This window comes from Eggerthella lenta DSM 2243 (genome assembly GCF_000024265.1).
In the GTDB taxonomy this organism is placed as follows: Bacteria; Actinomycetota; Coriobacteriia; order Coriobacteriales; family Eggerthellaceae; genus Eggerthella; species Eggerthella lenta.
This window is the reverse complement of the sequence record NC_013204.1, coordinates 290651-315566: the sequence shown is the minus strand read 5'-3', so window position 1 is coordinate 315566 and position 24916 is coordinate 290651. Positions and strand designations below refer to the sequence as shown.

Sequence of the window (24916 nt, the reverse complement as noted above, 5' to 3'; positions counted from 1 at the left end):
GCTGCGGGGCCCGGGGTGGTGCCCACCAAGCGAGTTTCGCAGCGAAGCGAGGACTGTTTGAGCGACTGGGCATCGCCCCGGGCCCCGCAGCCCCCAGGCCCTCCCGCTCGCAAGACAAATCAGTGCTGCACGATGTAGCGCTTGCGCAGCTGCGTGGCCGCCACTTCCAGCACCACGGCCACCGCCAGGCACAAGTACACGATCAGCCCCACCTCGTGGATGTTGTAGTAGAAGCTACCGGCCAGGAACAGCTGGTAGCCAATGCCGCCCGCGCCCGCCACGGCGCCCACGGCCACGGCGTTGACGAAGTTGATCTCGAAGCGGATGAACGTCCACGACAGCATCTCGTTCACCTTCTCGGGCACCACGCCCTGGAACACTACCTGCCACCACGACGCACCGCTGGCGCGCAGCGCTTCCAGCACGCCGGCGTCCACTTCCTCGAAGCTTTCCGAGTACGCCTTCACCAGGTACGCCACGCTGTGGAACAAAAGGCCTGTGACAGCCGCCTCCGGCCCCAGGCCGATGGCCACCGAGAACACGAGCACCCACAAAATGGTGGGCACGGCGCGCGCCACGCTCATGAACACCTTGATGGCGTTGCTCATGCCCTTGCTGGACAGGTTGCAGGCCGCCAGCAGCCCCAGCACGAACGCGATCACCGCGCCGATGAATGTGGTCAGAAGCGCCAGCGCCAGCGACACGAACAGACCTTCGATCACGTCGGGCAGCGTGAAGTGCCCGCCCAGCCCCGGCTGCGTCATCATGGTGACGAAGTCGTCCACGGCCGCGGCCATCGCTGCGGGAAACGACACTTTGCCGTAGTCCATCACCACAAGCGCGAACACGGTGATGGCTGCCAGCACGCCCAGCACAACGTACAGCGCCACGGTCGACTTGCTGGCCACATGCACCTTGATCTTCCCCGAGCGCGACGTGCGCGCGCCCATGCCACACAGGTCGTTCGTATCGCCATCGAGGGTTTCCGCAGCACCGGCGCCTATTCCGAGCGCGTCGGCCGAGGCGCCCTGCACGATGCCGACGTCCTCGGCGATGGCCGCCGCGTTCGCTTCGGCAGCCACTTTGTCGGCATTCGCCATCATATGACCTTCCTCCTCACGAAGTTCGAGGTCAGCTCGCAGGCGATGACCACGAGGACGATGGATAGGATGACCAGCCCGGCGATGTCGTAGCGGAAGCTTTTGTAATACACGTCGAACACAAATCCGATGCCCGTGCCCGTGAGCAGGCCGATGAGCGTGGCGTCGCGGATGTTCGTCTCGATCATGTACATGACCCAGCTGATCACCGACGTGATGCTCATGGGGACGACCGCCTGAGCCACGATCTGGCCGTAGGTCGCCCCGGAGGCGCGCAGAGCCTCCACGGGACCCGCGCTCATCTCGTCGATGCTCTCCAGAAAACAGCGCGTCAGGTAACCGAAGCTTGTGAGGAACAGCGCGAAGAACCCGGTGAACTCGCTCTGCTTGAACGAGAACAGCAGGATGAACGCCCAGGCCACCACCGGGATGTTGCGGAACAGCGACGCGACGGCCCGCACGATGAGGGGAAACGGCCCACCCACCCCCACCGATCGCGAGCCCAGCACCGCGCAGATATACGCCAGAACCGCCGCCGTGCAACTGGAGGCGATCGAGGCGAGAATCGTCGAACCCAAGGCGGGAAGGATGGTGTCCAGCTTCTGGAGGGAGGTAAGGGAAGGGACGAATTGCGTCGCCATCCAAACGAGCCCGCCCGGGACGTCGAGGATTGCCTGCATGAAATCGAAGCCGACATAGGTGCCCGACAGCGCGCCCAGCGCCACGAACACGAGCGCCATGCCGACGACGGCCGCCGTGCGCCGCAGAAAGAACGACGGGTCGTAGGCGCCGCGCGGCGCCGCGCGCCTGCCGCGCAGACGCGAAAGGAAGCCGGCCGACTGCAGAACACGCTCGGTCATGCCGCCACCTCCGGCGAGGAGGAATCCTTCGCCTCCGCTTTTCCGAGCCTTTCTGGATCCGCCTCGCGCGTTCGAGAGCCCGATAGCTCGCCGACCTGCCGAACGCTTCGTTCGCCGAAGTCGCTTCCGGCTTCGGCTTCCTCGTTCGTGCCGTATATGTCGGCGATGGCGGCCTCGTCCAACAGGTGCGGCGCGCCGTCGAACACGACGCGGCCCTTCTTCAGCGCCACGATACGATCGGAGAATTCCATGGCGAAGTCAACTTGGTGCAAGTTAGCCAGGCACGCCACGCCCAGCTCGTCGGCCGCCCAACGCAGGTGCTCCATCACCGTGCGCGACGACTTCGGGTCGAGGCTGGCGATGGGCTCGTCGGCCAGCATGAGCAGCGGGTCCTGCACGAGCGCCCGGGCGATGCCTACGCGCTGCTTCTGTCCGCCGGACAGCTGGTCGGTGCGCGCGTACGCGAAGTCGGCCAGACCCACCTGGTCGAGAATCTCGAACGCACGGCGCTTCTCGTCCTCGCTGAACAGACCCAGCATGCCGGCGACGGCGGACTTGTAGCCCAAGCGCCCCTGCAGCACGTTCTCGATGGCGGTGGCACGGTACACCAGGTTGTAGTGCTGGAACACCATGGCGATGCGGCGACGCGTCTGGCGCAGCGCCCGTCCGCGCACGTGCGTCACGTCGTCGCCGTCGAAGACGACGCTGCCCTGCGTGGGGTCGATCAGGCGGTTCACGCAGCGCAACAACGTGGATTTGCCCGCGCCCGAGCAGCCGATGATGCTGACGAATTCGCCGCGCGCCACGGAAAGCGACACGTCGTCAAGCGCCTTCGACCACCCGTCGTAGCTTTTCGTTACGCCCTCAAGGAGGAGCAGCGGCTCGAAGCCCTGCCGCTCGACCGAAGGTGTTCCCAGCACCTCGCTCATTACGCAGTCCCGCCCAGTTTGCGGATGGGCTCGTACCAGGCATCGTCGGTCTTCACGAAGCAGGTCTTCTCGGAATCCTTCTCGAACAGGCCCTTGGCGCTCTCGTCCTCGGGATCGATGAAGATGGCCTTGTCGTTGGCTACCTTATCGGAGCAGAAGTAGTCGATGATCTTCGTGCGGTCGTCGTCGGAGATGGCTTCCTCGTTGAAACAGATGGGCGAGTTCAGCACCGGCGTGATGGCGATGATGGTGAATTCCTTGCCGCGCACCGAGTCCACGGGAGCCTCGGCGTCGTCCTTGGCCTTGTACACCGCGCCGATGCTGTTGGCCTCGCCGGACACGAGGTCGAGGTACATATCCACGTCCACATCGTCGAACGCGGCCGCATCGGCATCGCCGGACAGCAGATTCACCAACGATCCCACATGCGAGTTGCCGAACAGCACTTCGCTGAAGAACTTGCCGCCTTCCAGCAGCTCGTCGGAGCTGTCGAGGCCGAACTCGCTGACGATGCCGCTCGACGGCACCTTGAAGCCCGAGGTGGAGGTGGCGGACACGAACGAGAACGACTTGCCCTTGATGTTCTCGATGGAGTAGCCGCTGCCGCTCTTGTACTGGTCGGCGTCCTCTTTGCGCACGCAGATGCGGCTGTAGTAGCAGGCGCCTTCGAGGCCGCCGTCCTCGTCGCTGTTCGTGAAGGCGGCCAGCACCTTCGGGTTCTTCTTGTTGGCCTGCACGTAGCCCTCGGGGCCCAACAGCGCCATCTGCGCCTTGCCCGACGCGATGGACTCGATGGCCACGTTGTAGTCGGTGGTGGTCAGCAGATTCGCCTCGCGGCCGCATGCCGCCGTGATGGCCGCGCCGATGGCCTCGCGCGAGGAGGTGAGGTCGGCCGAGGAGTTGTCGGGCAGCCACACCATGGTGATGGGATCGGTGGAAGAGGCTGCGTCGCCGCCGGTGGAGGCCGAAGCCGTGTCCGCGCCCGCAGCCGCGCCGGAGCCGCCGGCCGTGCAGCCCGTCAAAGCGCCGAACATGCCCGCCATCGCCAGCGCCGCGCTGCCGGCCACGAACTGGCGCCTGCTCAAAAACCCTTCTGCCATAGTTGCGTTCCTCTCGTATCCCCGGCGCAATCGCCGGGATCGCATTCGTCTTCGGCACGAGTTGACCCTGCGGCCAACGTGCGAGAACCATCGTAAGAAAGGAAGGTAAGGACGAAGGAAGGCGCGCGTAAAGATGCCCCCAAGTTTGAGCAAAGGGGGCATCAGGAACGAGAAAGGTTCAGGTAAAGCGGCCGCGAACGAGCCGATGAGCGAGCCGAAACGCAGGAGGACGGCGGCATCGACCGACCACGTTCGCCCTGCCTCGCTCGAGATGTTTCACGTGAAACATCCGTTCGCGCTTGCGAAGGAGCGGGCCTTTGGGTTAGGGCTGCGAGCTCGAGGTTCGCGGAGCCCAGGCACGCAGGGTCCGGGCTGCAGGCTCACGGGCTCGCGGCGCGCGGCTTCGGGTTGGGGCTCGCGGGCTAGGGCTTGCGGCTCGCGGCGCACGGCTTCGGGCTGGGCTCACGGGCTGCGAACCAGGGCTCGCGGCTCGCGGGCCGCGCGCTCGCGAACCTCGGGCTGCGGGCTTTGCCCGAGCGGGGCGGCGGCTATCCCTCGAAGTGCTCGGCCGCCACTTCCAGCTGATGGACGATGTCGATGCCTTGAGGGCACATCGCTTCGCAGGCGCCGCAGGCGATGCAGGACGAGGCAGGCCCAGGGGCGGCCTGCCACGAGTAAAGGCCCTTCGCGAAATCACGGTTCTCGGTCATAAGCTCCAGGTTCAGCAGACCCAGGATGGTGGGTATCACCACGCCCTGCGGGCAGTCCTTCACGCAGTAGCGGCAGTTCGTGCACGGCACGCTGGCCATGCCGCGCAGCGTTTCGACGGCCGCGTCCAGCGCCTGCTGCTCCTCGGGCGAGAACGGGCGGTTCGCCTGGTAGTCGGCCACGTTCTGGCGCACCTGGTCCAGGTTCGACATGCCCGAGAGCACGGTGAGCACGTTCGGCTGGTTGCAGCAGAAGCGATACGCCCACGAGGCCAGGCTGGCGTCGGGGTTCGCCGCGCGCAGCACGTCGGCCACGCGCTGGGGCAGCTCCACCAGGCGGCCGCCGCGCGCGGGCTCCATGATGACCACGGGCACGCCGTGCTTCGCGGCCACCTCCATGCAGCGGCGCGCCTCCACCACCGGGTCGTCCCAGTCGAGGTAGTTCACCTGCAGCTGCACGAAGTCCATCTGCGGATGCGCCGTCAGCAGCGCGTCCAGCGCATCGGCGCCGTCGTGCATGGAGAAGCCGACGTTCCTGATGAGGCCGCGCTCCTTGGCATCCAGCGCGAAGTCCCACATGCCGTACGCGTCGAACTTGGCCGTGCGCTCGCCGCCCACATTGTGCAGCAGGTAGAAGTCCACGTAGTCCAGCCCCATGCGCTCAAGCGACGTGGCCAGGTTGCTTTTCGCCTCTTCGGCGCTGGGCGCGGCCCAGGCCAGGCACTTCGTGGCCACCGTGTACGCGTCGCGCGGGTAGCGCTTCACCAGCGCCTCTTTCAGCGCCTTCTCGGACGCGCCCTCGTGGTAGACGAACGCGGTGTCGAAGTACGTGCCGCCACCTTCGATGAACGCGTCCACCATCTGCTTAAACTGCTCCAAGTCGATGCTCTGCTGGTCGGCGGGATCAAGCAACGGCAGGCGCATGCAGCCGAAGCCCAGCTTCGGCGTGGTCTCAAATTCCGGTCTCAATGATGCTCCTCTCGATGGGTTCGCCTATCATCATAGGGCTTCGAGCGGACTCCAAGTCAAGAGGGTTTTTTGGAGAAAGGATGCGAACGGATGTTTCACGTGAAACATCCCGGCTGACCGGGATGCGCGCCGTCCCACGAGCCGGGCAGGGACACTACGGCGGCCAAGGATCAGGATTGGGAACCCGCGCGCCAGTCCGAGAGGAGGTCGGAGAGGCCGCGCCAGTCGGGGGGCGCCAGTCGGAGGGGGGGGATGCCAGTCGGGGGGCGGGTCGGCCAGCAACCCCGCAGGGTCCCCTTCATCGTAATCCCCCTAAGGCAGGAGCGAAAGAAAAGACCCAACAAAGGCTGGGTCTAACTGTAATGGGGCGCCAGCCGAGGGGGGGCCGGCCGCCGCGTTCGGCCCGAACGGGCTCGCGCCGGCATCGCCCGCAGAAGGCCGGGAAGCGGGGCGGCAGAGAACGCACGCTATGCACGATTATCGGGGCCTGCCGACGGAGGCGAGGAGAAAAACACCAGGTCGGAAGAAATAGCGAGGGAGAAGAATCGTGCATAGCGCGCATTTTCTTCCATGCGCAGGGAAACGATCCGTCGCAGGGCGCTCGCCGGCACGGGTCCCATCCTGCGCCCCCCTCCAACGCGTACGGATGTTTCACGTGAAACATTCCGGCTGACCGGGATGCGCGCCGTCCCACGAGCCGGGCGACGCAGGAGAACTGAACGGCGAGGCAGACCCGGGCAGCGGACTCGAACGCAGATCCCGCGGAATCGAGCGCAAAACGCGAACCCAGAGGAATTGGACGCGGGCGTGGGGAGCGGGGGTGCGGGTGGCCGGGTCGAACGCAGGGTGCGCGAGCGCGAGGAAGCGGGTGCGGGAGCGCGGGAGCGGGATCGAACGCGGGGGAGGCGCGAGCACGGGCGCGAGAAGCGGAGCGCAGGAACAGCAGGCGAAGGAGGGACCGGCAAGCTTCGTCGAAGCCTTCGATCAGAGATCGGCGAACAGGTTCTGGAACTCTCGCTCGAAAACGCTGTTCTTCAGGCGGATGAATGCGATGTCATGCAAGATGGCGAGCCCCTCCAGATCGATGACTCGCAGCGTGCCGGCGGCCAGCTCGCGCGCCACAGCCGCCTCGTACAGAAACGAAATTCCCAGATCGTGCTCCACGAGGATCTTGATGACGTCAAGGCTCTCCACCACGCTGGCCTGCGCGAAGCCGTCCACCGTAAGGTTCTGAGCCGCCAGCGCGTGTTCGAGCACCGCGCGCGTGCCCGACCCCGGTTCGCGCACGATGAGCCGCTCGTCGAACAGATCTTCCACGCGCACGGGCCGAGCGGCAAACTCATGATCGGCCGCGCACACGCACACCAGCCGTTCGGTGCGGAACACGTCCCACGCATACGCATTCTTGTCGAAAAAGCCCTCCACGAACGCGCAGTCTATTTCGCCTGCGTTCAACAACGCCAGCAACTCGCTCGTGCCGCCCGAGCGCACGGCGACATGCAGTTCAGGATGTCGCCTGAGGTAGTCGGCCAGCGGCGCAGCCACCAGGTACTCCCCTGCCGTCAGCGTCATGCCCAGCGACAGCTCCACGCGCGCGCCCGTGGCCGAGCTGCGCATCCGGTCGCGCAGCAGGCGCTCGTCGTGCGCCATCGTGGACAGCGCGTCGCGCAGCAGCGCGCCCGCGTCGGTGAGCTGCAGCTTCTTGTTGCGGTAGGCGAACAACGGCACGCCGTAATCGCGCTCAAGGTGCGCGATGTGCTGCGACACCGCCGGCTGCGTGATGTTCAGCTCCTCAGCGGCGCGCGTGTAGTTCATCGTTCGGCAAACGGTCAGAAACGTTTCGACACGGAAATCCAGCATTGCGACCTCTATCAGGACAAACAATAACCATAAGATATAGTAATCATAACATAAGTATTTAGAAGTTTTCTTTTTCGTAGGGGAATGGAAGAATGGGCAGCGACTCGCAAGTCCCGAGCCTTCCCAGGTCGCAGGCTTGCAAGCCGCAGACAGACCCCCGTGCGTGTTTCAGATGGAACATCGAGCGGGACCCCTCCATCGTGCGCATCAAAGAGTAAGATGCGCGACAGTAGAAAGGTAGCGCCGTGCGCGAGATCATCAGAAAAGTCCCCATACCCACCGCAGGCGTTGCGCTCGGTTTAGCCGCGTTGGGCAACTTGCTGCAGCCCTACACCGAGATCGTTCACATCGTCTGCGGCATCCTGTCGCTGGTGCTCATCGCCATGCTCGGCGCCAAGATCGCGCTGTTCCCCGATATGATTCGCGACGACCTGCATAACTCCATCATGGCCAGCGTCAGCGCCACCCTCTTCATGACGCTCATGCAGCTGGCCGGCTACCTGGCCCCCTTCGCGTACATTCCGGCATTTGCGCTATGGTCGGCGGCCGTTGTGGCGCACCTCGCGCTGATGGGCTGGTTCACCGCTCGCTTCATCTCGCACTTCAAACTGCATGAGGTGTTTCCAACCTACTTCATCTGCTACGTGGGCATCGTCGTAGCGTCCGTCACCTCTCCGACGTTCGGCATGGAGGCAGTGGGCCATCTGCTGTTCTGGTTCGGATTCGCCTGCTACGTCGTGCTTTTGGGCTTGGTGACGTACCGCTACATGAAGCACGAGATCCCCGAAAGCGCACGCCCGCTGTTCTGCATCTACACCGCTCCCATGAGCCTGTCCCTTGTAGGCTACTTGGCCACGGCTCCCCAGCCGAACCTCGTGTTCGTCCTGGCGATGCTGGTGTTGGCGCAAGTGCTGTTCGCCGTGGTGCTGTCGCGCCTCCCCGTTCTGCTGCGCCTTCGGTTCTACCCCAGCTACGCGGCCATGACGTTCCCCTTCGTCATCACGGCCACGGCGCTCGGCAAGGCGCTCGCGTTCTTCCAGGCTAACGGCCTTGCGGTACCCGAAGTGCTGAACGTCCTGTTCGCGGCCGAGGCGGCGGTGTCGGTGGTCATGGTGGGATACGTGTTCATCCATTACCTGCACTTCTTCTTCATGCGCATCGAAGAGCCGAAGAGCGCCGCCGTCATTCGCGAGAACAAGCAGACCGCCCGCTTCTCGGAGTATTTCGAGAACTAGAGCAAGAAAGAGGCAGGCCGAAAAGTCGGCTTGCCTCTTTCGGAAGATGCTGACGGAACCGCGCAGAAGGCGCGCGGGTGCGGGCCATCAGCCCATGCAGCTGGCTCCGGCCGCTAATCTTCCATCTCCAACGCACGAGCGAGGATCTGCATGCGCGACTCCACGTCTTCGATGATGCGACTGCAATCCTTGAGCTCGTCGTAGGAGTCGATCCCCTGCACCTCGCTCACCGACTTGTACTTCAGATCGTGTTCCAAGCTGGCCCAGAAGTCCATGGCGATGGTGCGCAGCTGCACCTCGACGGGAATGAGTTCCTTCTTGTCAAGAAAGTACACGGGAATGCGTACGATAACGTGCAGGCTACGATAGCCGTTCGGCTTCGGATTGTTGATGTAGTCTTTGATCTCGACGATCTCCAGGTCATCCTGTTTTTGCAGCAGCTCCAGCAGGTTGTACACGTCGTGGATGTACGAGCAGATCACGCGCACGCCGGCCACGTCCATGATGAAGCGCTCGAGGTTCTCCAGCGTGGGCTCTTTGCCGTAGCGCTCCAGCTTCTCGAAGATGCTGGCAGGTTTCTTTATGCGCGACTCCAGATGATGGATGGGGTTGCGGTGCTTCTTGAGATTGAGATCCTGGTCGAGGATCTCGAAGCGCACCATCATCTCACGCATGGCAGCTTGGTACTTCTGGATGATCTCGCGGGTTTTCACCTCGGCGTCACGAAGACGCTGCAGATCGTCCAGGGGGCTGCGCAGGTCGTCGGTCAACAAAAAGGGAAAGCGGCTGGCCCCCTCGCCTCTCTGCGCCTCGACTGCAAGTCGACGATCGGACGGCTGCTGCGATGCGTCTGCCATAACGAATACTCCTTCAAGCACGGCTCTATCGATCCCATGATAGCCGAGCCGTCACGTCAACGGCGTTCCGGCCGCCGAATCCCGCGCAATCATCAGATGCGCCAGGCGGAGAAGGCTGACGGCGCGCCGGATCCTTCGGCTCCGGCGGCTCCGCCGCCTGCGCTCAGGATGGCAAGGGGATCAGCGATTGGCGCTTGCGATCGGAATGACGGAAGTCGCAAAAGACCCTAGCGGCCGTGGACGCAGATGCGGTTCTTCCCCGAACGCTTCGCCCGATACAGCGCCTCGTCGGCCTTCACGAACACGTCGCGGTACGCCAGGTCATCGTCTTCCGGCACATACACGCCCATGCTGACCGACAGGGCTTTTCCCTGCGAGCCGACCTTCACGGCTGCAAGCTGGCGCTTGACCTGTTCCAGCTTGTCCAGTGCCACTTCGAGATCGATGTTTTTCAGCAGCAGCAGGAACTCGTCGCCGCCCACGCGACCCAGCACGTCGCTTTCGCGGAAGCTCGATCTCAGCACCTTGCCCACCTCATGCAGCAACGTATCGCCCTCAATGTGACCGTACGTGTCGTTCACCTACTTGAAGTCGTCGATATCGAGCGCGACGCACACGCTGTGCCGCCGCACCGATGCGTCGGCGAGCGCCGAGGCAACCAGATCCTGCGTGGCGGTATGGTTGCTCAACCCCGTCGTCGCGTCGTTTTCCGCACGGAACCGCAGATCGTGCTCGTCATCGATATTCTCTATCAACCCTACGAGATGCCACACGCCCGCGACGTCGTGGGCAACGAACAGATTGGCGCGGTACCAGGCATAGCCCTTGCCGAAGTAGTCTGCCTGATACTCGGCGCTCACCTCGTTGGCGCCCGACCGTGCATGCTGGAACATCCTGCGCACGTCGTCCATGCTGCCAGGATGGATGATTTTGCCGCGAGTTTCCGAAAGCGTTTCCAAATAATGAGGGATAACCTGGGCTTCCATGCCCTTGCCCGTGCGATCCATGTACAAAAGCACCGTGTCGGAATCCGAATCGTAGTCGAAGCTCATCTTGTGCGTCATCTCGCTGAGCAGGCGATAGCGCTCATTCTGCCAAGAGCGTTCACGCTGATCGCGCAGCTCCGCCGTCACGTCGCTGACCACTGCGTACAGAACCAGCTCGCCGTCAGGCTCGCGCGCTACGCGGCCCTGGATCCGCACGTCAATCGCCTCTCCGTTATCGCGCACCGCACGAAGACCTACGTCCAATTCGTTCCCATCCGCGATGAATTCCTGGTCGACGCAACGCTGATCGAGCCGCTTCACCTCTTCGCTCAGCTCAAGCGGCGCATCCCAATCGGGATTATCGGGCGCACCCGGAAGCCCGTCGCCGAACATGGTGCTCAGTCGGTCGTTGGCATAGCGCAGCCGCACCTCGCCATCGCGCTTCGCGAACACGCCCACGCCCACCGGCAGCTTGCCCATGGTGTCCAGCACGCGCATCATGATCCTGCGATCCTCGTTCGACACGTGTTCCGTCACGTCCTTGCTGCAGCACAGCACGGCCGACTCCGACACTCGCAGCAGAATGCTCTGGTACCAGCAGCTCCTATCTTCGAACGCCATTCGGTAGGTGCAGGCGATAGGGCTGGCGCCGTCGTCTGCAAGGCATTCGTCTATCGCGGCACGTAGGCGCAAGCGATCGTCCGGCTCGGGCAGATGGTCGGTCCAGAACTTGAGCGCCTCTTCCATGGGCATGGTTCTGTCGGCGAGCGTCCTGCCCGACGAGTACAGCGAGCGGTACGTCTTGTTCTCGCCATCGAACTCGACGATCTCGTCGTACACCGAGCACAACACCATCGAATAACGGTGTATATCCTGTTCGTAGCGCTTCTGCTGGCGGTCGGACACATCCAGGAACGCGCTTTGGACGACGGTCCTGCCGTCGATATCGCGCTCCAGCGCCGACGTGCCCTCGATCCATCCCATCGAGCCGTCGCTTCGCACGAAACGATACGTGAAGCCGATGGGCGCCGCCCCGGCCTTGAGCGCCGCAACCGTCTTGGCATGCAGCTCATCGTCGTCATCGTGGATGGGTACGATCTTACCGCCCGCCGTCCCAGCACGATATGCAGCGAAATCGGCGTACCCGAATATCTCGCATCCCGTACGGTTGACGAATAGCACGCGGGGCTCGTCGTCCACCGTATAGCGCACGATGCCGCACGGAACGGAATCGCTCAACCGGCACTGCAGCTCGCTTTGCGCCTTGAGGCGTTGCTCATTCTCCTTCTCGTTCGTCACGTCGATGAGCACGGCCACCACGTACAGCGCCGTCTCGTCTCGATACATCGTCGACGCTGAAAGATGCAGCCACGCCACCTTGCCGTCGCCGCGCAGAACGCGCATAGTGCACGACGACCGCGACGCACCCGCATCCAGTTCGGCAGCCACCGCTTCGACGCGTGCGCGATCTTCCGGATGCACCACCGCAAGCGCGTCGTCCAACGTGCGGGCCTGGTATTCCTCGCGAGTGTAGCCGATCATATCGGCAGCGGCATCGCTGAAATCCAACAGACGAATGCGATCCGCCACCTCGTAGAACGCCAGACCGCCCGGAATGGTGTCGCGCGTGGCAGCCAGCCGATCGCGCAAAGCCTGCTCCTGAGTGGTTTCCTCGGCAAGCAAATAGAGGTTGCTGAGATTGCCCGCGCGCGAGAGCAGACGGATGCGGACACGGATCCAACGCCCTCGTCCGCCGCTGCGGAAACGCAGCTCGCTCTCGGAGTCGCCGCGATCGCGCACCGCGCGCAAAATAGCCTCATGCAGCGCGGCACGATCCTCGTCCAACAGCTGCGTCAGCAGGTCCTTGCGTATCCTCTCCGCCGCGTCCAAATCATCGAGCATGCCGAACAGCTCAGCGAACTGATGGTTCGCACGCGCGATCTCCAACGTTCGGTTGTCGTATTCGGCGATGGCGGCGGCGCCCACGTAGCTGTTGAAAAAATGGGTTACCGGGGAATCCGCGTTCCAAAACTCGGATGCATCATCCTGCAGATTCTCAATGATCGGCCGCTTGACGGACTCTCGACCGCCGTCCATCAACATGCGCTCGAACGTCTCGCGATCTACCGGACGCGAGAACAGATAGCCCTGCATGTACTCGCACCCTATGCTGGCCAGGTATGCTGCCTGCTTCTGGGTTTCCACTCCCTCGGCGATGACGGGCAGGTTCAGCCAGCGCGCCATGCGCACGATGGAGGCGAGGATGAGGCCGCCGCGCGAGCTCTCGTGCGCATCGAGGAAGCCCATGTCCAGCTTCAACACGTCCACAGGCACGTCTTTCAGCGTGTTCAGCGACGAGTATCCGCTGCCGAAGTCGTCCATCTCCACGGTGAAGCCGGCGCGGCGCAGTTCCATGACGGCTCCAACCAGCTGGTCAGGCGATTCCATGTACGCGCTTTCGGTGATCTCGAGGTTCAGCAGGCTGGGCGGCACATCGTAGCGCTCCACGAGCCCCTTGAGATACGAGCACAGGTCGGATCGATAGATGTCGGCGCGCGACAGGTTCACCGACAGATGCGGCACGGCGTCGCGACCGTGCGCGTCGATCCACGCGCGCAGGCAGCGGCACGCCTGATCCCACATATAGTAATCGAAGCGGGAGATGAGGCCGTTGCGCTCGAACACGGGAATGAACTCGGCGGGACCCAGCAGACCACGCTTGGGATGCTTCCAGCGCGCGAGCACTTCGGCGCCGATCATACGGCCGGTCGCATAGCAGTACTGAGGCTGGAAGAACGGCACGAACTGCCCCCGGTCGAGCGCGGTAGTCATCTCGCCCGCCAGCTGCTGCTCCTTCAGCAGCGACGCACGCAGCGTCTCGTCGTACAGCACATAGCGGCTGCCCGCAGAACCGCTCTTCGCGGCGCGCAGCGCCAAGAGCGCACGGTCGCACATGAGGTTGACGTCCAGCTCGGGATCGTCGATGGAATACACCCCCATGCGAACGAAGAAGGTGAAGTCCTGACGATAGGCAGCGAACCAGTCGTTGAACACGGCGAGCATGCGATCGGCGTCGAACAGAGAACGCGGGAAGCAGCCGATGAAATGATCGGCGCGCAACCGAGCCGCCGTCGCATTGCTCGGCAGATTGCGGCGGATCATCTCGCCGATATCAGCGAGCAGGCTATCGCCCGCCGAAGTGCCGAACAGATCGTTATACGCCTTGAAGCGATCGATGTCGCCGTACACAAGAACATACGCCTCATCGGGATGGGCGTCGATCAATGCGCGCACGCGCACGTTGAATCCGCTGCGGTTTAGAAGACCCGAGAGGGCGTCGTGCTCAGAAGGCCCGAATGAGCCCCCCCCCCCCCCGTCGGTTTTTTCTTCCTCCAGCGAGTCTTTTTCGATTCCAAATTCCCATGCAGGACGCATCGCCCCCCTCGCCTTCTTGGTAGGATGTATGACGATGGGGATACAGTTTAGCGCTTTACGCCCACCTGCGCCATCAAATGTGCCAAAGGGTTGAAGCGGAGACCCGAACGAAGCGGTGCGGGCGCCCAGGACGACAGGAGGCGACCCTACGATCGCTCGCGCTTCTTCGCCTCGTTCCACAGGGTTTCGCGCTCTTCGCTGGAGAGGTCTTCGATGGTTCGACCCTGCTGCCAGGCGGCTTGCTCCATCCAGGCCCATCGGTCGCGGAACTTGCGGCAGGTGGAGCGCAGCGCACCTTCTGCGTCCACGCCCATGCGGCGGCCCACGTTCACCAGCGAGAACAGCACGTCGCCGAGCTCGTCCTCGACGGCGGCGACGGCCGCCTCGGCCGCGGCGGGGTCGACGGCCGCGCCTGCGGAAGCGGCCGCGGCGTCCACCTTGCCGTTCGCCGCCTTGGGCGCGACGGCGTAGGCTTCTTGCAGCTCGGCGATTTCCTCGCGCACTTTCTCCCACACGCCGTCAAGCGAGTCCCACTCGAACCCGGCGGCCGCGGCCTTGCGAGATATCTTCTGCGCCTGCATGAGCGCGGGGAAGCTGGTGGGCACGCCGTCCAGCAGGCCTTCGCGCCGCTCGCCCGCACCGTCGGCCGCCTCGTCGGCGGCGCCCTTCTCCGCCATCTTCACCCGTTCCCACAGATCCAGCACGTCCCCGGCGTTGGCGGCTTGCGCCTCGCCGAACACGTGAGGATGGCGGCGGACCATCTTCTCGTTCACGTCGGCGCACACGTCGTTGATGTCGAACTCGCCGGCATCGGAAGCTATCTGGCTTTGCAACACCACCTGCAGCAGCACGTCGCCCAGCTCCTCGCGCAGGTGCGCGACATCGGCGGCTTCGATGGCGTCCACCGCCTCGTATGCCTCTTCGATCATGTTGTGCGCGATGCTCTGGTGCGTCTGCGTGCGATCCCACGGGCATCCGTCCGGCGCGCGCAGCGCGGCGATGGTGGCGACGAACTGGTCGAACGACGGATGGCTGCAGGGGTTGGCCGCAAGCTGGCTTGCGAGGGGCGCGGCAGGAGACGGGGATGCGATGGGCGGCGTGGGTTCGGAGGCAGTCATGGAGATCCTTTCTTCGGTTGCTCAACAGCAGTATACCGCCGCGCGAGGGGCGTGGTATGCTGCACGACAATGCGAAAGGATATCGGTATGAACCAACCCGCCGACACGAACGACCTGCCCGTGCGCGTACGCCGCGCCGCGTGGCTGGCGCGCGCAGCGTTTCTGCTGGTGTTTGCCATCAACGTGCAGTGCGCGGCGTCGTTCGTGCTTTGGCCCGATGCCTACGCACCGTCGTTCGAGGTGGCGGGCGTGCCGGGCGCCGCGGCCGTGCAGGGCCTCGGCATCGCGTTCCTCATGTGGAACGCCACCTACCCCGCCGTCATCGCCAGCCCGCTGCGCTTCCGCGCCGTGGCCGTCATCGTGCTGGTGCAGCAGGCCATCGGCCTTGCCGGCGAATCGTGGCTGCGCTTCGGGCTGCCCGCCGGCCACGCCGCGCTTTCCGCCAGCATCGAGCGCTTCATCCTGTTCGACGCCGCAGGCCTCGTGCTGATGGCGGCCGCCTTCGGGTGGCTGCTCTGGGTGAAGCGTGCAACGCCCCAGACCTGAGAGCGTGCAACGCCCCGGGCTCGAAATGGCAAAAAGATGCCGAATTCGGAAACCATCGCGCCCCTCAGGAGGGCACGGCATGCCTGTATCCATGAAGGGCACTTCGATGACCAGGTATTACGAGAAAGAGCGTTTTTCGCAGCGCCTGCGGCACGCTCCGAAACTTCCGAATTCGAGCCTTTTTCGCCACCGGCGGCACCATCGGATGCACGGGATCGGACACGGAGCGAGAAAGATGCGGCGCAACCGGAAAACAGCAGCCACGACATAGCAAAATCGGATATGCTGGCAGCCGAACCGAAAAAGAAACAGCGAGGAGCATCATGATCGATACCGCACCCGCCCCGACCGCGCAGCTCTCCCCCGAAGCGCTCGCACAGGTTCGCATCTTCCAGCAGAACGAGGTGACCGAATCCGAAGTGTACCGGCGCATCGCGGCCGGCACCAAGGACGAGAGCAACCGCGCCGCGTTGCTGCGCATCGCCGACGAGGAGGCGAAGCACGCCGCCATCTGGCAGCGCTACACTGGCGAGGCGATGAAGCCCCAGCGCGGCAAGGTGCTGCGATTCTCCCTTATCGCGCGCGTGTTCGGCTTCACGTTCGCCGTCAAGCTGATGGAGCGGGGCGAGGAGAAGGCCCAGATCTCGTACGAGGAGCTGGCGAAAGAAGCGCCCGAGGCGCTGGGCATCCGCGCCGACGAGGAATCGCACGAGCAGGCGCTGCTGGCGATGCTGGACGAGGAGCGCCTGTCGTACGTGGGCAGCATGGTGCTGGGCATGAACGACGCCATGGTGGAGATGACCGGTACGCTGGCGGGTCTGACGCTGGCTATGCAGAACACGCGTCTCATCGCGCTTTCGGGTCTGATCACCGGCATCGCAGCCACCCTGTCGATGGCGTCGAGCGAGTACCTGTCGTCGAAGAGCGAGGGGCGTCCCGACGCGCTGAAGTCGGCTTCGTACACGGGCGTCGCCTACCTCGTGACGGTAGCGCTGCTGATTCTGCCGTACCTGCTGTTCGACGAGTCGCACTACCTGTGGGCCATGGGTACCATGGTAGTCATCGTGCTGCTGATACTCGTGGTGTTCAACTACTATCTCTCGGTGGCGCAGGATCTTCCGTTCAAGAAACGATTCGGCCAGATGGCCGGCATCAGCCTGGGCGTGGCGGCGCTGTCGTTCGTCATCGGCATCCTGGTGAAGCAGTTCCTGGGCGTGGATATCTAAGTGGCGCGAAAAGGGACAGTCCCCTTTCGCGCCATTCGTGAGCGTATCGAAGGCGTGTCAAATCACCCGTCCCTTTGACACGCTTTGACGCGCTTGGTACAGCTCCGCTTTGAAACGTTCCGAAGTTTTCTCAAACCAATTGAGAAAACTTCGGAATACCCGCCGGATTCTCAACTCAATTTCGTTTTTAGCACCTCGCTTCGCTCCTTCGCACGCATGGTCGGGAGCTACGCCAAAATCGCCTTCAAGTCCTCCTCCGGCGTGGTGATGGGGCGGACGTCGAACTCGCGCACCAGCACATCCAACACGCCGGGCGACACGAATGCGGGCAGAGTCGGACCCAGGTAGATTCCGCGAATCCCCAGATGCAACAGCGTCAGCAGGATGGACACGGCCTTCTGCTCGTACCACGACAGCACCAGCGTCAGCGGCAGGTCGTTCACGCCGCAGTCGAACGCCTCGGCCAGCGCCACGGCCACGCGGATGGCGCCGTACGCGTCGTTGCACTGACCCATGTCCATGATGCGCGGCAGACCGCCGATAGTGCCCAAGTCCAGGTCGTTGAAGCGGAACTTGCCGCACGCCAGCGTCAGGATGATGCTGTCGTCGGGAGCCTGCTGCACGAAGTCGCGGAAGTAGCTGCGGCCCGGACGCGCACCGTCGCAGCCGCCCACAAGGAAGAAACGGCTGATGGCGCCTTGCTTCACCGCGTCGACCACGGTGTCGGCCACGCCGAGGACGGCGCTGTGGCCGAAGCCCGTGGTGAACGTGCCGGTCGTATCGGTTGCAGCCGCATAACCGCCCAGCTCCAGCGCACGCTGGATGAGCGGCTCGAAGTCTTTCCCGCCGTCGGGCGCAGCCTCAACGTGCATCATGCCGGGGTACGCCACAGGACCGGTGGTGAACACGCGGTCGGCGTAGGAGGCCGCCGGCGGCATGAGGCAGTTCGTGGTGAACAGGACGGGCGCGGGCAGGTCGGCGAACTCGACGCGCTGGCTCTGCCATGCGGTTCCCACATTGCCCTTGAGGTGGGCATAGCGCTTCAACTCGGGATACGCGTGCGCGGGAAGCAGCTCGCCGTGCGTGTAGACGTTCACGCCGCGGCCTTCCGTCTGATCGAGCAGCAGCTTGAGGTCGTGCAGGTCGTGACCAGAGACCACAATGAAGGGGCCGGCTTCCACCGCGCGCGTCACCGTGGTGGGCTCCGGCGTGCCGAACGTCTCGGTGTTCGCCCGATCGAGCAACTCCATACAGCGCAGGTTCACCTCGCCCACCTTGAGCGACAGCGGCAGCAACACGTCGGCGTCGGCCTCGTCGTCGGCCAGCGCGGCCAAGCCTTCATGCAGGAAGGACGACACCGCGTCGTCGCGATAGCCCAGCGCCGCTGCATGATAGGCGTAGGCCGCCAGCCCGCGCAGACCGAACAGCACCAGCGACTTGAGCGAACGCGCGTCCTCGGGTGCGTTCCACAGCATGGCCAGATCGTAGTCGGGCGCAGCCCCCACCTGCGCCGACGCTGCAACGGAATCGCGCTCGGCATGGACGCGCGCGAGGAGGTCGGCCAAGGCCGCATCGTCGAAATCAACGTTCGTCAGCGTAGCGAACAAACCTTCCATCGCAAGATCGTCCGCCGTTCGCCGCGCGTCCCCGTTCATCCCCGCAGCACGTACGGTTCGCGCCAGAGCAACGAGCGCGCCCGTCACCTCGTCCTGCAAAACAGCCGTGCTCGCCTGCTTGCCGCACACGCCGGTCGCCCCGGTGCAGCCAGTACATCCAGCCGTCTGCTCGCATTGGAAGCAGAACATCGTCGCCGTATCGCCCATGTCTCGTCCTCTCTTGCGCCTGCGCTCAAACCCCGCCAGAGCGGCGCGAAAGGGGACTGCCCCCCTTCGCGCCGCATGCCGTTCACGGTGCAGTGCGCAGCGCTCGGTCATCGCTTGCTTGCCTGATGACGCTTACCCTACGATACTGGTTCAAGCATTTCCGTTGTATTTACAACAAAGGAGCCCTATGGAACACCACCTGCCCCTCATCGGCCGATCGCCCCTGTTCGCGAACATCGACGCCGCCGACCTCGCGCCCATGCTGCAGTGCCTGGGCGCGCGGAAGCGCACATTCCCCAAAGGCTCCTACCTCTTCCGCGTGGGCGACCGCACCACGGCGATGGGTATCATGCTGGAAGGCTCGGTACGGCTGGAGAAGGAGGACTACTGGGGCAACCGCAGCATCCTCGCATCGTTCGGACCGGGCCAATCGTTCGCCGAAGTGTATGCCTGCGAGCCCGACCTGGCCTTCGACATCAACGTGGTGGCAGCCGAAGACGCGACCGTGCTGTTCCTGGACATCGGGCGCGTGACCACCATGTGCCCGTCGTCGTGCGCGTTCCACGCCCGGCTCATCCGCAACCTGCTGGGCATCGTGGCGAAGCGCACCCACGCGCTGACGCGCAAAATCGAGCACACCACGAAGCGCACGACGCGCGCCAAGCTGCTGTCGTACCTCTCCGACCAGGCGGAAGCCGCGCACGCCAGCCGCTTCGTCATCCCGTTCGACCGCCAGGAGCTGGCCGACTACCTGTCGGTGGACCGCAGTGCCATGTGCGCCGAGCTGTCGCGGATGAAAAGGGACGGCCTCATCGACTACAATAGGAACCAGTTCGAGATCGTGCGAAGGAGCGCCCTATGATCGACCCGCGCAAAGCAGCCCTCATCATCATCGACATGCAACACGGGTTCCTCGACTCCTCGTCGGCGCTATGCGTGGCGGGAGCCGCAGCCACCGTGCCCGCCTGCACGCGAGCGCTCAACCGAGCGCGCGAGCTGGGAATGCCCGTGTTCCACGCCATCCGCGAGTACGCTGCCGACGGCTCGGATGTGGAAGCCGCGCGGCATCGCGGCTGGGTGGAAGGCGGCAAGCCCGTGTCGCGCGCCTGCGCCAGCCCGCGCACGCTGGACGAGTACGAACCGCTGGCGCCGCAGCCGGGCGACCGCGTGATCGCGAAGCCGCGTTTCTCCGCGTTCTTCGCCACGCAGCTGGACCTGGTGCTTCGCCGCCTGGGCGTGGGCACCGTCGTGCTCATCGGCACCACCACGCCGAACTGCATCCGCACCACCTGCTACGACGCGCTGTCGCTCGACTACAATGTGGTGCTGCTGGAAGACTGCACGTCGTCGCGCACGCCGGAGGTGCAGGCGGCGAACATCGAGGACATGGCCTTCATCGGCGCCCACATCATGACCTGCGACGAATTCTGCGAACGCGGTCTGGCGAACGTCGCAGACGTGGCGGGCGGAGTGCGCGAGGCATGCTTCGAGGAGGCAGCCCGATGATCGAGAACGTGGAAACGCTGGACGATCCGCGGCTGGATGCGTTCGCGCGGCTGACCGAGGCGCAGCTGCGCAGCAAGCTGGAGCCGGAGAAAGCGCTGTTCATCGCCGAGTCGGGCAAGGTGATTGAGCGCGCGCTGGCGGCTGGCATGGAGCCTCTGTCGCTGCTCATGGAAGCGAAATGGCTGCCCGCGATGCAGCCGATCATCGACGAGATCTCCGCGCGCTGGGGCGACGGCGTCCCCGTGTTCGTCGCACCGCACGACGAGTTGACGAAGCTCACCGGGTTCGAGCTGACGCGCGGCGCGCTGGGAGCGTTCCGCCGCCCGCAGCTGCCCAGCGTGGCCGATATCGTACGCGGAGCGCGGCGCATCACGGTGCTGGAAGACATCACGAACCACACGAACGTCGGCGCCATCTTCCGCTCGGCCGCAGCCCTCGGCATCGACGCCGTGCTGGTGACGCCCGCCTGCTACGATCCGCTGTACCGGCGCGCCGTGCGCGTGTCGATGGGCACGGTGTTCCAAGTGCCGTGGACGCGCATCGGCGAAGAGGCCGGCGCGGGCGCGACGGGCACGGGCGGCTGGGCGCCCGACGGCGTGCCGCTGCTGCATGAGCTGGGCTTCAAGACCGCAGCCTTCGCGTTGACGGACGACTCGGTGCCGCTGGACGATCCCGCCCTCAACGCCGAGGAGCGCCTGGCGCTGGTGTTCGGCACCGAGGGCGACGGCCTCGCGCACGACACCATCGCCCGCTGCGACTACACCGTGCGCATCCCCATGGCCTGCGGGGTGGACTCGCTCAACGTGGCCGCCGCCAGCGCCGTAGCCTTCTGGCAGCTGCGCCGGTAGGTTGATGTCTCGCTCTACACCGTGTCGCCAGGGTGGCCGGTGTGGTTCACCTTCGTGGCCAACGGGTGCTCCTTGAGCGTGAGCATCAGCACGAAGCCCACCACTAGCAACGGCACCACGTACAGGAAGATAGGCACGAGCGCGTCGCTGTACGCCGAGGTGATGATGGCGCGCGTGCCGCTGTCGAGGTGCTGCACGAAATCGGGCGTGATGCGGTTCATGTTGATGTTGTCCACGTGCGGCAGCTTGGCGGCCAAGTCGGCAGTCAGGCGCGACGTGAACAGCGCGCCCACCAGCGACGCGCCCAGCGTGGAGCCGATCTGCCGGAAGAAGTTGTTCGCCGCCGTCGCCGTGCCCACGATGGCGTGCGGGAACTCGTTCTGCACGATGAGCACGAGGATCTGCTGGCCCAGACCGATGCCGAAGCCCAGCACGAACAGGAACACGCCCGTCACCACCAGCGGCGTGCCCACGGTCAGCTGCGACAGCAGCACGAACCCCACGGCCGTCACGGCGCACGACGCGATGGGCATCCACTTGTAGCGGCCCGTTTTCGTGGCGAGGAAGCCCGTGCCCACCGCCGTGATCAGCACGCCCGCCATCATCGGCACCGTCATGAGACCCGCCTGCTCGGGCGCCAGCCCCTCGACGATCTGGAAGTACGTGGGCAGGTACGATATGGTTCCCATCATGCCCAGCATGATGAACATTCCGGTGACCGTGCACACCACGAAGTTGCGGTTCTTGAACAGCAGCATGGGGATGATGGGCTCCTTCGCCTTGCGTTCCACCAGTACGAACGCAACCGCCGCCACGAAGAACAGCGCGAACAGCGCGAATATCTGCGGCGAGATCCACGGAAACAGCGTGCCGCCCCACGCCGTGGCCAGCACCAGCGACGACACCGACACGGCCATGGCCATCATGCCGCCGATGTCGATAGGCGGGCGGTCGTCGCGCCGCACGGGCTTCGTCAGGAAGAACGCCACGGCCGCGATGGCCAGCAGCGCCAGCGGGATGTTGAACGCGAACAGCCAGCGCCACCCCGTCACCTGCACGAACCAGCCGCCCAACAGCGGCCCCACCACCGTGGACACCGCGAACACCGAGCCCATGAGGCCCATGTACTTCCCTCGCTGACGCGGCGGGATGATGTCGGCGATGGTAGCTTGCGCCAGGATGATAAGGCCGCCTCCGCCGAGCCCCTCCACGGCGCGGCCCGCGATGAGGCCGTCCATGCTGGGCGCGAGCCCGCACGTGGCCGACCCCACGATGAAGATGGACAGCGCGATGATGAACAGGTATTTGCGGCCGAACAGGTCGCCCAGCTTGCCGTAGATTGGCATCATGACGGTGGACGCCAGGATGTACGCCGTGGTCACCCACTGCATATGGTCGACGCCGCCCAGATCGCCCACGATGGTGGGAAGCGCGGTGGCCGTCACCGTCTCGGACAGCGTGCTGGCGAACATGGCCAGCAGCAAGCCAGCGAACACGGCGGCCACGCCGCGCGAATGCTCGGGTTTGGGCTCGCTCGCGGGCACGCCGCCCTGCCGCGCCGACGCTGCGGCAAGCTCGTGCGCGCGGGTGCGCGCCGCCGCGTCGCGGGCCGCGTCGGACGTGGCCGAGGCCGAGACATGGCCGGAGCGTGCTGCGGTCGAAGGCGCATCAAAGGCCGCCGCGCGCTCGGCATCGTCGACGGTCGAGGTCAGCGGGGTGGTTTCGGGTTCGTCGCTTTCGTGCACGCGCGCCGCGTCCGCGGGCGCGAGCGCCGTCCGGTCTATGCCTTCCATGCCTGCTCCTTATCGCTGCGTGATCCTTTCCAGTATGGTCGCGGTCGCGCGGACGAGCATGCGGCCGCAGCACACGGAAACCGAACGGTCAGCAGAGCGTCGCGCACTCGTGGGGAAGCCCGCCAACGCCCGAACGAGGCCCGCGAGCAGAGGAGGAATGCTGGCGCGGAATGATGGCCTGGCAGGTCGCGATGCCGTCCTCGCCGAGGCCCTCCCGCGTCGGAACGCGAATGTTTCACGTGAAACATTCGTACGCCACCGTCCGCTCTCCCTTCCGATGCGCTATGCGTTTTGCATGCGCGCGAAACCTGTCCGCTACTCGGCGCGCGCGTCGAGTAGAATACGGGGAACGAGGAGGGAGGGGATATGCAGCACGAAACCAAGCCGGAATCCGCGGGCGCGAAACGCACGCTCGCGGGCAGCGCCGTGGGATACGGCATCGTGTGCGGGCTGACGTTCCCCCTCATGATCTCCAGCACGTTCCTTCAGGAGATGAGCCTGTCGCACGGGGCGGGCGATGCGTTCGGCGCACTGTTCTTCCTCGCGTACGCGCTGACGATGGCCGGCACCGCGCTGGCCTACGCTCTGCGCCGCAAGCCCACGCGCCGCGCGCGCATCGTCAGCGCCTTCGCCGCAGCCTTCCTGGGCAACGCCCTCATGTTCGCGCGGCTGGTGGGGCTCATCGAGGGCGGCTGGCCGTACGCCATCGCCGCCTCGAGCCTGATCGGCTACGGATTGGCCACCGCCGAGCTTGCATGGATGGCGCGCATCACCAGCCTACACGAGCGCGGCCAGGTGTCGCTTGCGCGCACCGTGCCGCTGTCGTTTCTGTGCGGCGGGGCGGTGGCGGCCGTCATCTTCGTCGCATCGGGCACCTTCGAGCTGCTGTTCGCGCTGGCCATCATCGTGGTTTCGGCGTTGCCGCTTGCGCGCACGGCACCGATGGATGCAACGGCGCGGCGCGTCAGCCTCGCGCAGGGCGGCGCGGGCGACTTCGTGAAAGCGGTGTCGTACCTGGCGGTGTTCTCGTTCGTGTTCGGCGCGGTGAGCCAGGTGGCAACCGTGGTCGAGGAGCCCGTGCCCATCGCCGCGCAGGCCGTGCTGGACATCTTGCTGGCAGCCGGCATCATGCTGGCGTACGTGGTGCGCAAGAAGCACGCGTTGTCGGTGGGCGATTTGTACGACATCCTGTTCCCCATCGTGGCCGTGGCGCTGATCGCGCTGCCGTTCATCACTTCGCCCATCGTGCACGTGATTGCGGCGGTGCTCGTGTTCGTGGCGTTCTACCTGTCGGGCATGAACGTTCGCATCGCCGTGTGCCTGCTGGGCGAACGCGACCACGTATCAATGTGGGTGTACCTGAGCGTTGCGCTGGGGGCGTCGGCGCTGCTGATCCTCGGAGGCGTCGCGTTCGGCGCGGCGGTGATCGCGCAGGATGTGCTGGTGACGGGACTCGCGCTCATCTCACTTGTGTCGCTGTTCGTGCTGGCGCTCAACCCCATCGTGGCGAAGCGGCTGGAAACCCGACGCGCGCAGAAGGAAGCGCCGTCGTCGTCGCCTGTACCCGAGACGAGCGACGTGCGCACGATGCAAGTCGATCTGCTGCGCTCGTTCGCCGCCGCCCATGCCCTCACCGCCCGTGAAACCGACGTGCTGATCCTGTTGTGCCAAGGCCGCACGCGCACGTACATCGCCGACGAGCTGGGGCTGTCGCCGAACACCATCAAGGGCTACATCCACAACGTGTACCAGAAGAGCAGCGCCGTCGACAAGCAAGACCTCCTCGACCGCGTCGAGCTCCACGCGGAGGGACGCCCGCTGTCGTCCTGAGCGAGCGCAGCATTCGACAGGCCAGCAGACTGTCGAACTCCCGAGCGCGCGAAGCGAGCGCAGGGAGACCCGCTAAGCGCGGGGTCGAAGGATCCCGTGCGGCGGCAGCTGCGGCGCTTCCAGTTGGCACCGCACGGGATCCTTCGACCCCGCGCCTTACGGCGCTGCGCTCAGGAAGACAAGGTGTG

General features: G+C 64.9%; 19 protein-coding genes. 7 read left to right on the top strand and 12 right to left on the bottom strand.

Features of this window, described 5'->3' with window-relative positions:
* Positions 1-119: 119 nt before the first annotated feature.
* The 6 genes from ELEN_RS01180 to ELEN_RS01155 form a co-directional block, all read right to left on the bottom strand.
* The gene (locus ELEN_RS01180) at positions 120-1103 is read right to left on the bottom strand and encodes a PhnE/PtxC family ABC transporter permease (RefSeq protein ID WP_009608062.1); all 984 of its coding nucleotides are present in this window, start codon (positions 1101-1103) and stop codon (positions 120-122) included.
* Positions 1100-1960 carry a PhnE/PtxC family ABC transporter permease gene (locus tag ELEN_RS01175; protein WP_009607962.1) on the bottom strand — a complete coding sequence of 287 codons (861 nt, stop codon included), beginning with the start codon at positions 1958-1960 and terminating at the stop codon, positions 1100-1102. Before ELEN_RS01175 ends, ELEN_RS01180 begins: the two co-directional genes overlap by 4 nt.
* Positions 1957-2889 carry a phosphonate ABC transporter ATP-binding protein gene (phnC, locus tag ELEN_RS01170; RefSeq protein WP_015759887.1) on the bottom strand — a complete coding sequence of 311 codons (933 nt, stop codon included), beginning with the start codon at positions 2887-2889 and terminating at the stop codon, positions 1957-1959. Before phnC ends, ELEN_RS01175 begins: the two co-directional genes overlap by 4 nt.
* On the bottom strand, positions 2889-3989 hold the full coding sequence (locus ELEN_RS01165; RefSeq protein ID WP_015759886.1) for a phosphate/phosphite/phosphonate ABC transporter substrate-binding protein: 1101 nt from the start codon (positions 3987-3989) through the stop codon (positions 2889-2891). The genes phnC and ELEN_RS01165 overlap by 1 nt, the downstream gene beginning before the upstream one ends.
* A gap of 548 nt (positions 3990-4537) precedes the next feature.
* The gene (locus tag ELEN_RS01160) at positions 4538-5665 is read right to left on the bottom strand and encodes an aldo/keto reductase (RefSeq protein ID WP_009607989.1); all 1128 of its coding nucleotides are present in this window, start codon (positions 5663-5665) and stop codon (positions 4538-4540) included.
* Between the two features lie 984 nt (positions 5666-6649).
* A complete protein-coding gene (locus ELEN_RS01155) occupies positions 6650-7525 on the bottom strand; it encodes a LysR family transcriptional regulator (protein ID WP_009608083.1) in 876 nt (291 codons plus the stop codon).
* A gap of 245 nt (positions 7526-7770) precedes the next feature.
* Between ELEN_RS01155 and ELEN_RS01150 the strand changes: the two genes are divergently transcribed.
* Positions 7771-8760, top strand: coding sequence for a TDT family transporter (locus tag ELEN_RS01150; protein ID WP_009305796.1), 990 nt, complete (start codon positions 7771-7773; stop codon positions 8758-8760).
* Positions 8761-8873: 113 nt separating this feature from the next.
* On the opposite strand, the gene ELEN_RS01145 is transcribed toward ELEN_RS01150, so the two are convergent.
* The 4 genes from ELEN_RS01145 to mazG form a co-directional block, all read right to left on the bottom strand.
* Entirely contained in the window at positions 8874-9617 is a 744-nt protein-coding gene (locus ELEN_RS01145) for a GTP pyrophosphokinase (protein ID WP_015759885.1), read from the bottom strand.
* A gap of 227 nt (positions 9618-9844) precedes the next feature.
* Complete coding sequence (locus ELEN_RS16465; protein ID WP_009608102.1) at positions 9845-10198, bottom strand: GGDEF domain-containing protein; 354 nt, start codon at positions 10196-10198, stop codon at positions 9845-9847.
* Positions 10199-13897, bottom strand: a complete 3699-nt coding sequence (locus tag ELEN_RS15660) for an EAL domain-containing protein (RefSeq protein ID WP_233946853.1) — start codon at positions 13895-13897, stop codon at positions 10199-10201.
* A gap of 287 nt (positions 13898-14184) precedes the next feature.
* On the bottom strand, positions 14185-15156 hold the full coding sequence (gene mazG, locus ELEN_RS01130; RefSeq protein ID WP_009305793.1) for a nucleoside triphosphate pyrophosphohydrolase: 972 nt from the start codon (positions 15154-15156) through the stop codon (positions 14185-14187).
* Between the two features lie 87 nt (positions 15157-15243).
* On the opposite strand from mazG, the gene ELEN_RS01125 reads away from it, so the two are divergent.
* Both ELEN_RS01125 and ELEN_RS01120 read left to right on the top strand, forming a co-directional pair.
* Positions 15244-15702 carry a hypothetical protein gene (locus ELEN_RS01125; protein ID WP_009305792.1) on the top strand — a complete coding sequence of 153 codons (459 nt, stop codon included), beginning with the start codon at positions 15244-15246 and terminating at the stop codon, positions 15700-15702.
* Between the two features lie 323 nt (positions 15703-16025).
* Positions 16026-16928 carry a VIT1/CCC1 transporter family protein gene (locus ELEN_RS01120; RefSeq protein ID WP_009305791.1) on the top strand — a complete coding sequence of 301 codons (903 nt, stop codon included), beginning with the start codon at positions 16026-16028 and terminating at the stop codon, positions 16926-16928.
* A 227-nt stretch (positions 16929-17155) separates the two neighbouring features.
* Here ELEN_RS01120 and hcp read toward each other — a convergent pair whose 3' ends face one another.
* Complete coding sequence (gene hcp, locus ELEN_RS01115) at positions 17156-18751, bottom strand: hydroxylamine reductase (protein ID WP_009305790.1); 1596 nt, start codon at positions 18749-18751, stop codon at positions 17156-17158.
* A gap of 187 nt (positions 18752-18938) precedes the next feature.
* Between hcp and ELEN_RS01110 the strand changes: the two genes are divergently transcribed.
* Genes ELEN_RS01110 through ELEN_RS01100 form a run of 3 tightly spaced genes read left to right on the top strand, consistent with a single transcriptional unit; the run spans position 18939 to position 21105 of the window.
* On the top strand, positions 18939-19613 hold the full coding sequence (locus tag ELEN_RS01110; protein ID WP_009305789.1) for a Crp/Fnr family transcriptional regulator: 675 nt from the start codon (positions 18939-18941) through the stop codon (positions 19611-19613).
* A complete protein-coding gene (locus ELEN_RS01105; RefSeq protein ID WP_009305788.1) occupies positions 19610-20257 on the top strand; it encodes a cysteine hydrolase family protein in 648 nt (215 codons plus the stop codon). Before ELEN_RS01110 ends, ELEN_RS01105 begins: the two co-directional genes overlap by 4 nt.
* Entirely contained in the window at positions 20254-21105 is an 852-nt protein-coding gene (locus ELEN_RS01100; protein ID WP_009305787.1) for a TrmH family RNA methyltransferase, read from the top strand. The genes ELEN_RS01105 and ELEN_RS01100 overlap by 4 nt, the downstream gene beginning before the upstream one ends.
* Before the next feature lie 14 nt (positions 21106-21119).
* Here ELEN_RS01100 and ELEN_RS01095 read toward each other — a convergent pair whose 3' ends face one another.
* A complete protein-coding gene (locus ELEN_RS01095; protein ID WP_015759884.1) occupies positions 21120-22898 on the bottom strand; it encodes an MDR family MFS transporter in 1779 nt (592 codons plus the stop codon).
* 366 nt (positions 22899-23264) lie between these two features.
* On the opposite strand from ELEN_RS01095, the gene ELEN_RS01090 reads away from it, so the two are divergent.
* Positions 23265-24728 carry a helix-turn-helix transcriptional regulator gene (locus ELEN_RS01090; RefSeq protein WP_009305785.1) on the top strand — a complete coding sequence of 488 codons (1464 nt, stop codon included), beginning with the start codon at positions 23265-23267 and terminating at the stop codon, positions 24726-24728.
* The last annotated feature ends 188 nt before the right edge of the window (positions 24729-24916 follow it).

Bases quoted from the DNA above. Each gene is read 5' to 3' on its own strand.
- ELEN_RS01120 (WP_009305791.1), top strand. From the start codon at position 16,026: ATGATCGATACCGCACCCGCCCCGACCGCGCAGCTCTCCCCCGAAGCG.
- ELEN_RS01090 (WP_009305785.1), top strand. From the start codon at position 23,265: ATGCAGCACGAAACCAAGCCGGAATCCGCGGGCGCGAAACGCACGCTC.
- phnC (WP_015759887.1), bottom strand. From the start codon at position 2,889: ATGAGCGAGGTGCTGGGAACACCTTCGGTCGAGCGGCAGGGCTTCGAG.
- ELEN_RS01145 (WP_015759885.1), bottom strand. From the start codon at position 9,617: ATGGCAGACGCATCGCAGCAGCCGTCCGATCGTCGACTTGCAGTCGAG.
- ELEN_RS01100 (WP_009305787.1), top strand. From the start codon at position 20,254: ATGATCGAGAACGTGGAAACGCTGGACGATCCGCGGCTGGATGCGTTC.
- ELEN_RS01125 (WP_009305792.1), top strand. From the start codon at position 15,244: ATGAACCAACCCGCCGACACGAACGACCTGCCCGTGCGCGTACGCCGC.
- ELEN_RS01165 (WP_015759886.1), bottom strand. From the start codon at position 3,989: ATGGCAGAAGGGTTTTTGAGCAGGCGCCAGTTCGTGGCCGGCAGCGCG.
- ELEN_RS01155 (WP_009608083.1), bottom strand. From the start codon at position 7,525: ATGCTGGATTTCCGTGTCGAAACGTTTCTGACCGTTTGCCGAACGATG.
- ELEN_RS01095 (WP_015759884.1), bottom strand. From the start codon at position 22,898: ATGGAAGGCATAGACCGGACGGCGCTCGCGCCCGCGGACGCGGCGCGC.
- ELEN_RS01105 (WP_009305788.1), top strand. From the start codon at position 19,610: ATGATCGACCCGCGCAAAGCAGCCCTCATCATCATCGACATGCAACAC.
- ELEN_RS01110 (WP_009305789.1), top strand. From the start codon at position 18,939: ATGGAACACCACCTGCCCCTCATCGGCCGATCGCCCCTGTTCGCGAAC.
- hcp (WP_009305790.1), bottom strand. From the start codon at position 18,751: ATGGGCGATACGGCGACGATGTTCTGCTTCCAATGCGAGCAGACGGCT.
- ELEN_RS01180 (WP_009608062.1), bottom strand. From the start codon at position 1,103: ATGATGGCGAATGCCGACAAAGTGGCTGCCGAAGCGAACGCGGCGGCC.
- ELEN_RS01175 (WP_009607962.1), bottom strand. From the start codon at position 1,960: ATGACCGAGCGTGTTCTGCAGTCGGCCGGCTTCCTTTCGCGTCTGCGC.
- mazG (WP_009305793.1), bottom strand. From the start codon at position 15,156: ATGACTGCCTCCGAACCCACGCCGCCCATCGCATCCCCGTCTCCTGCC.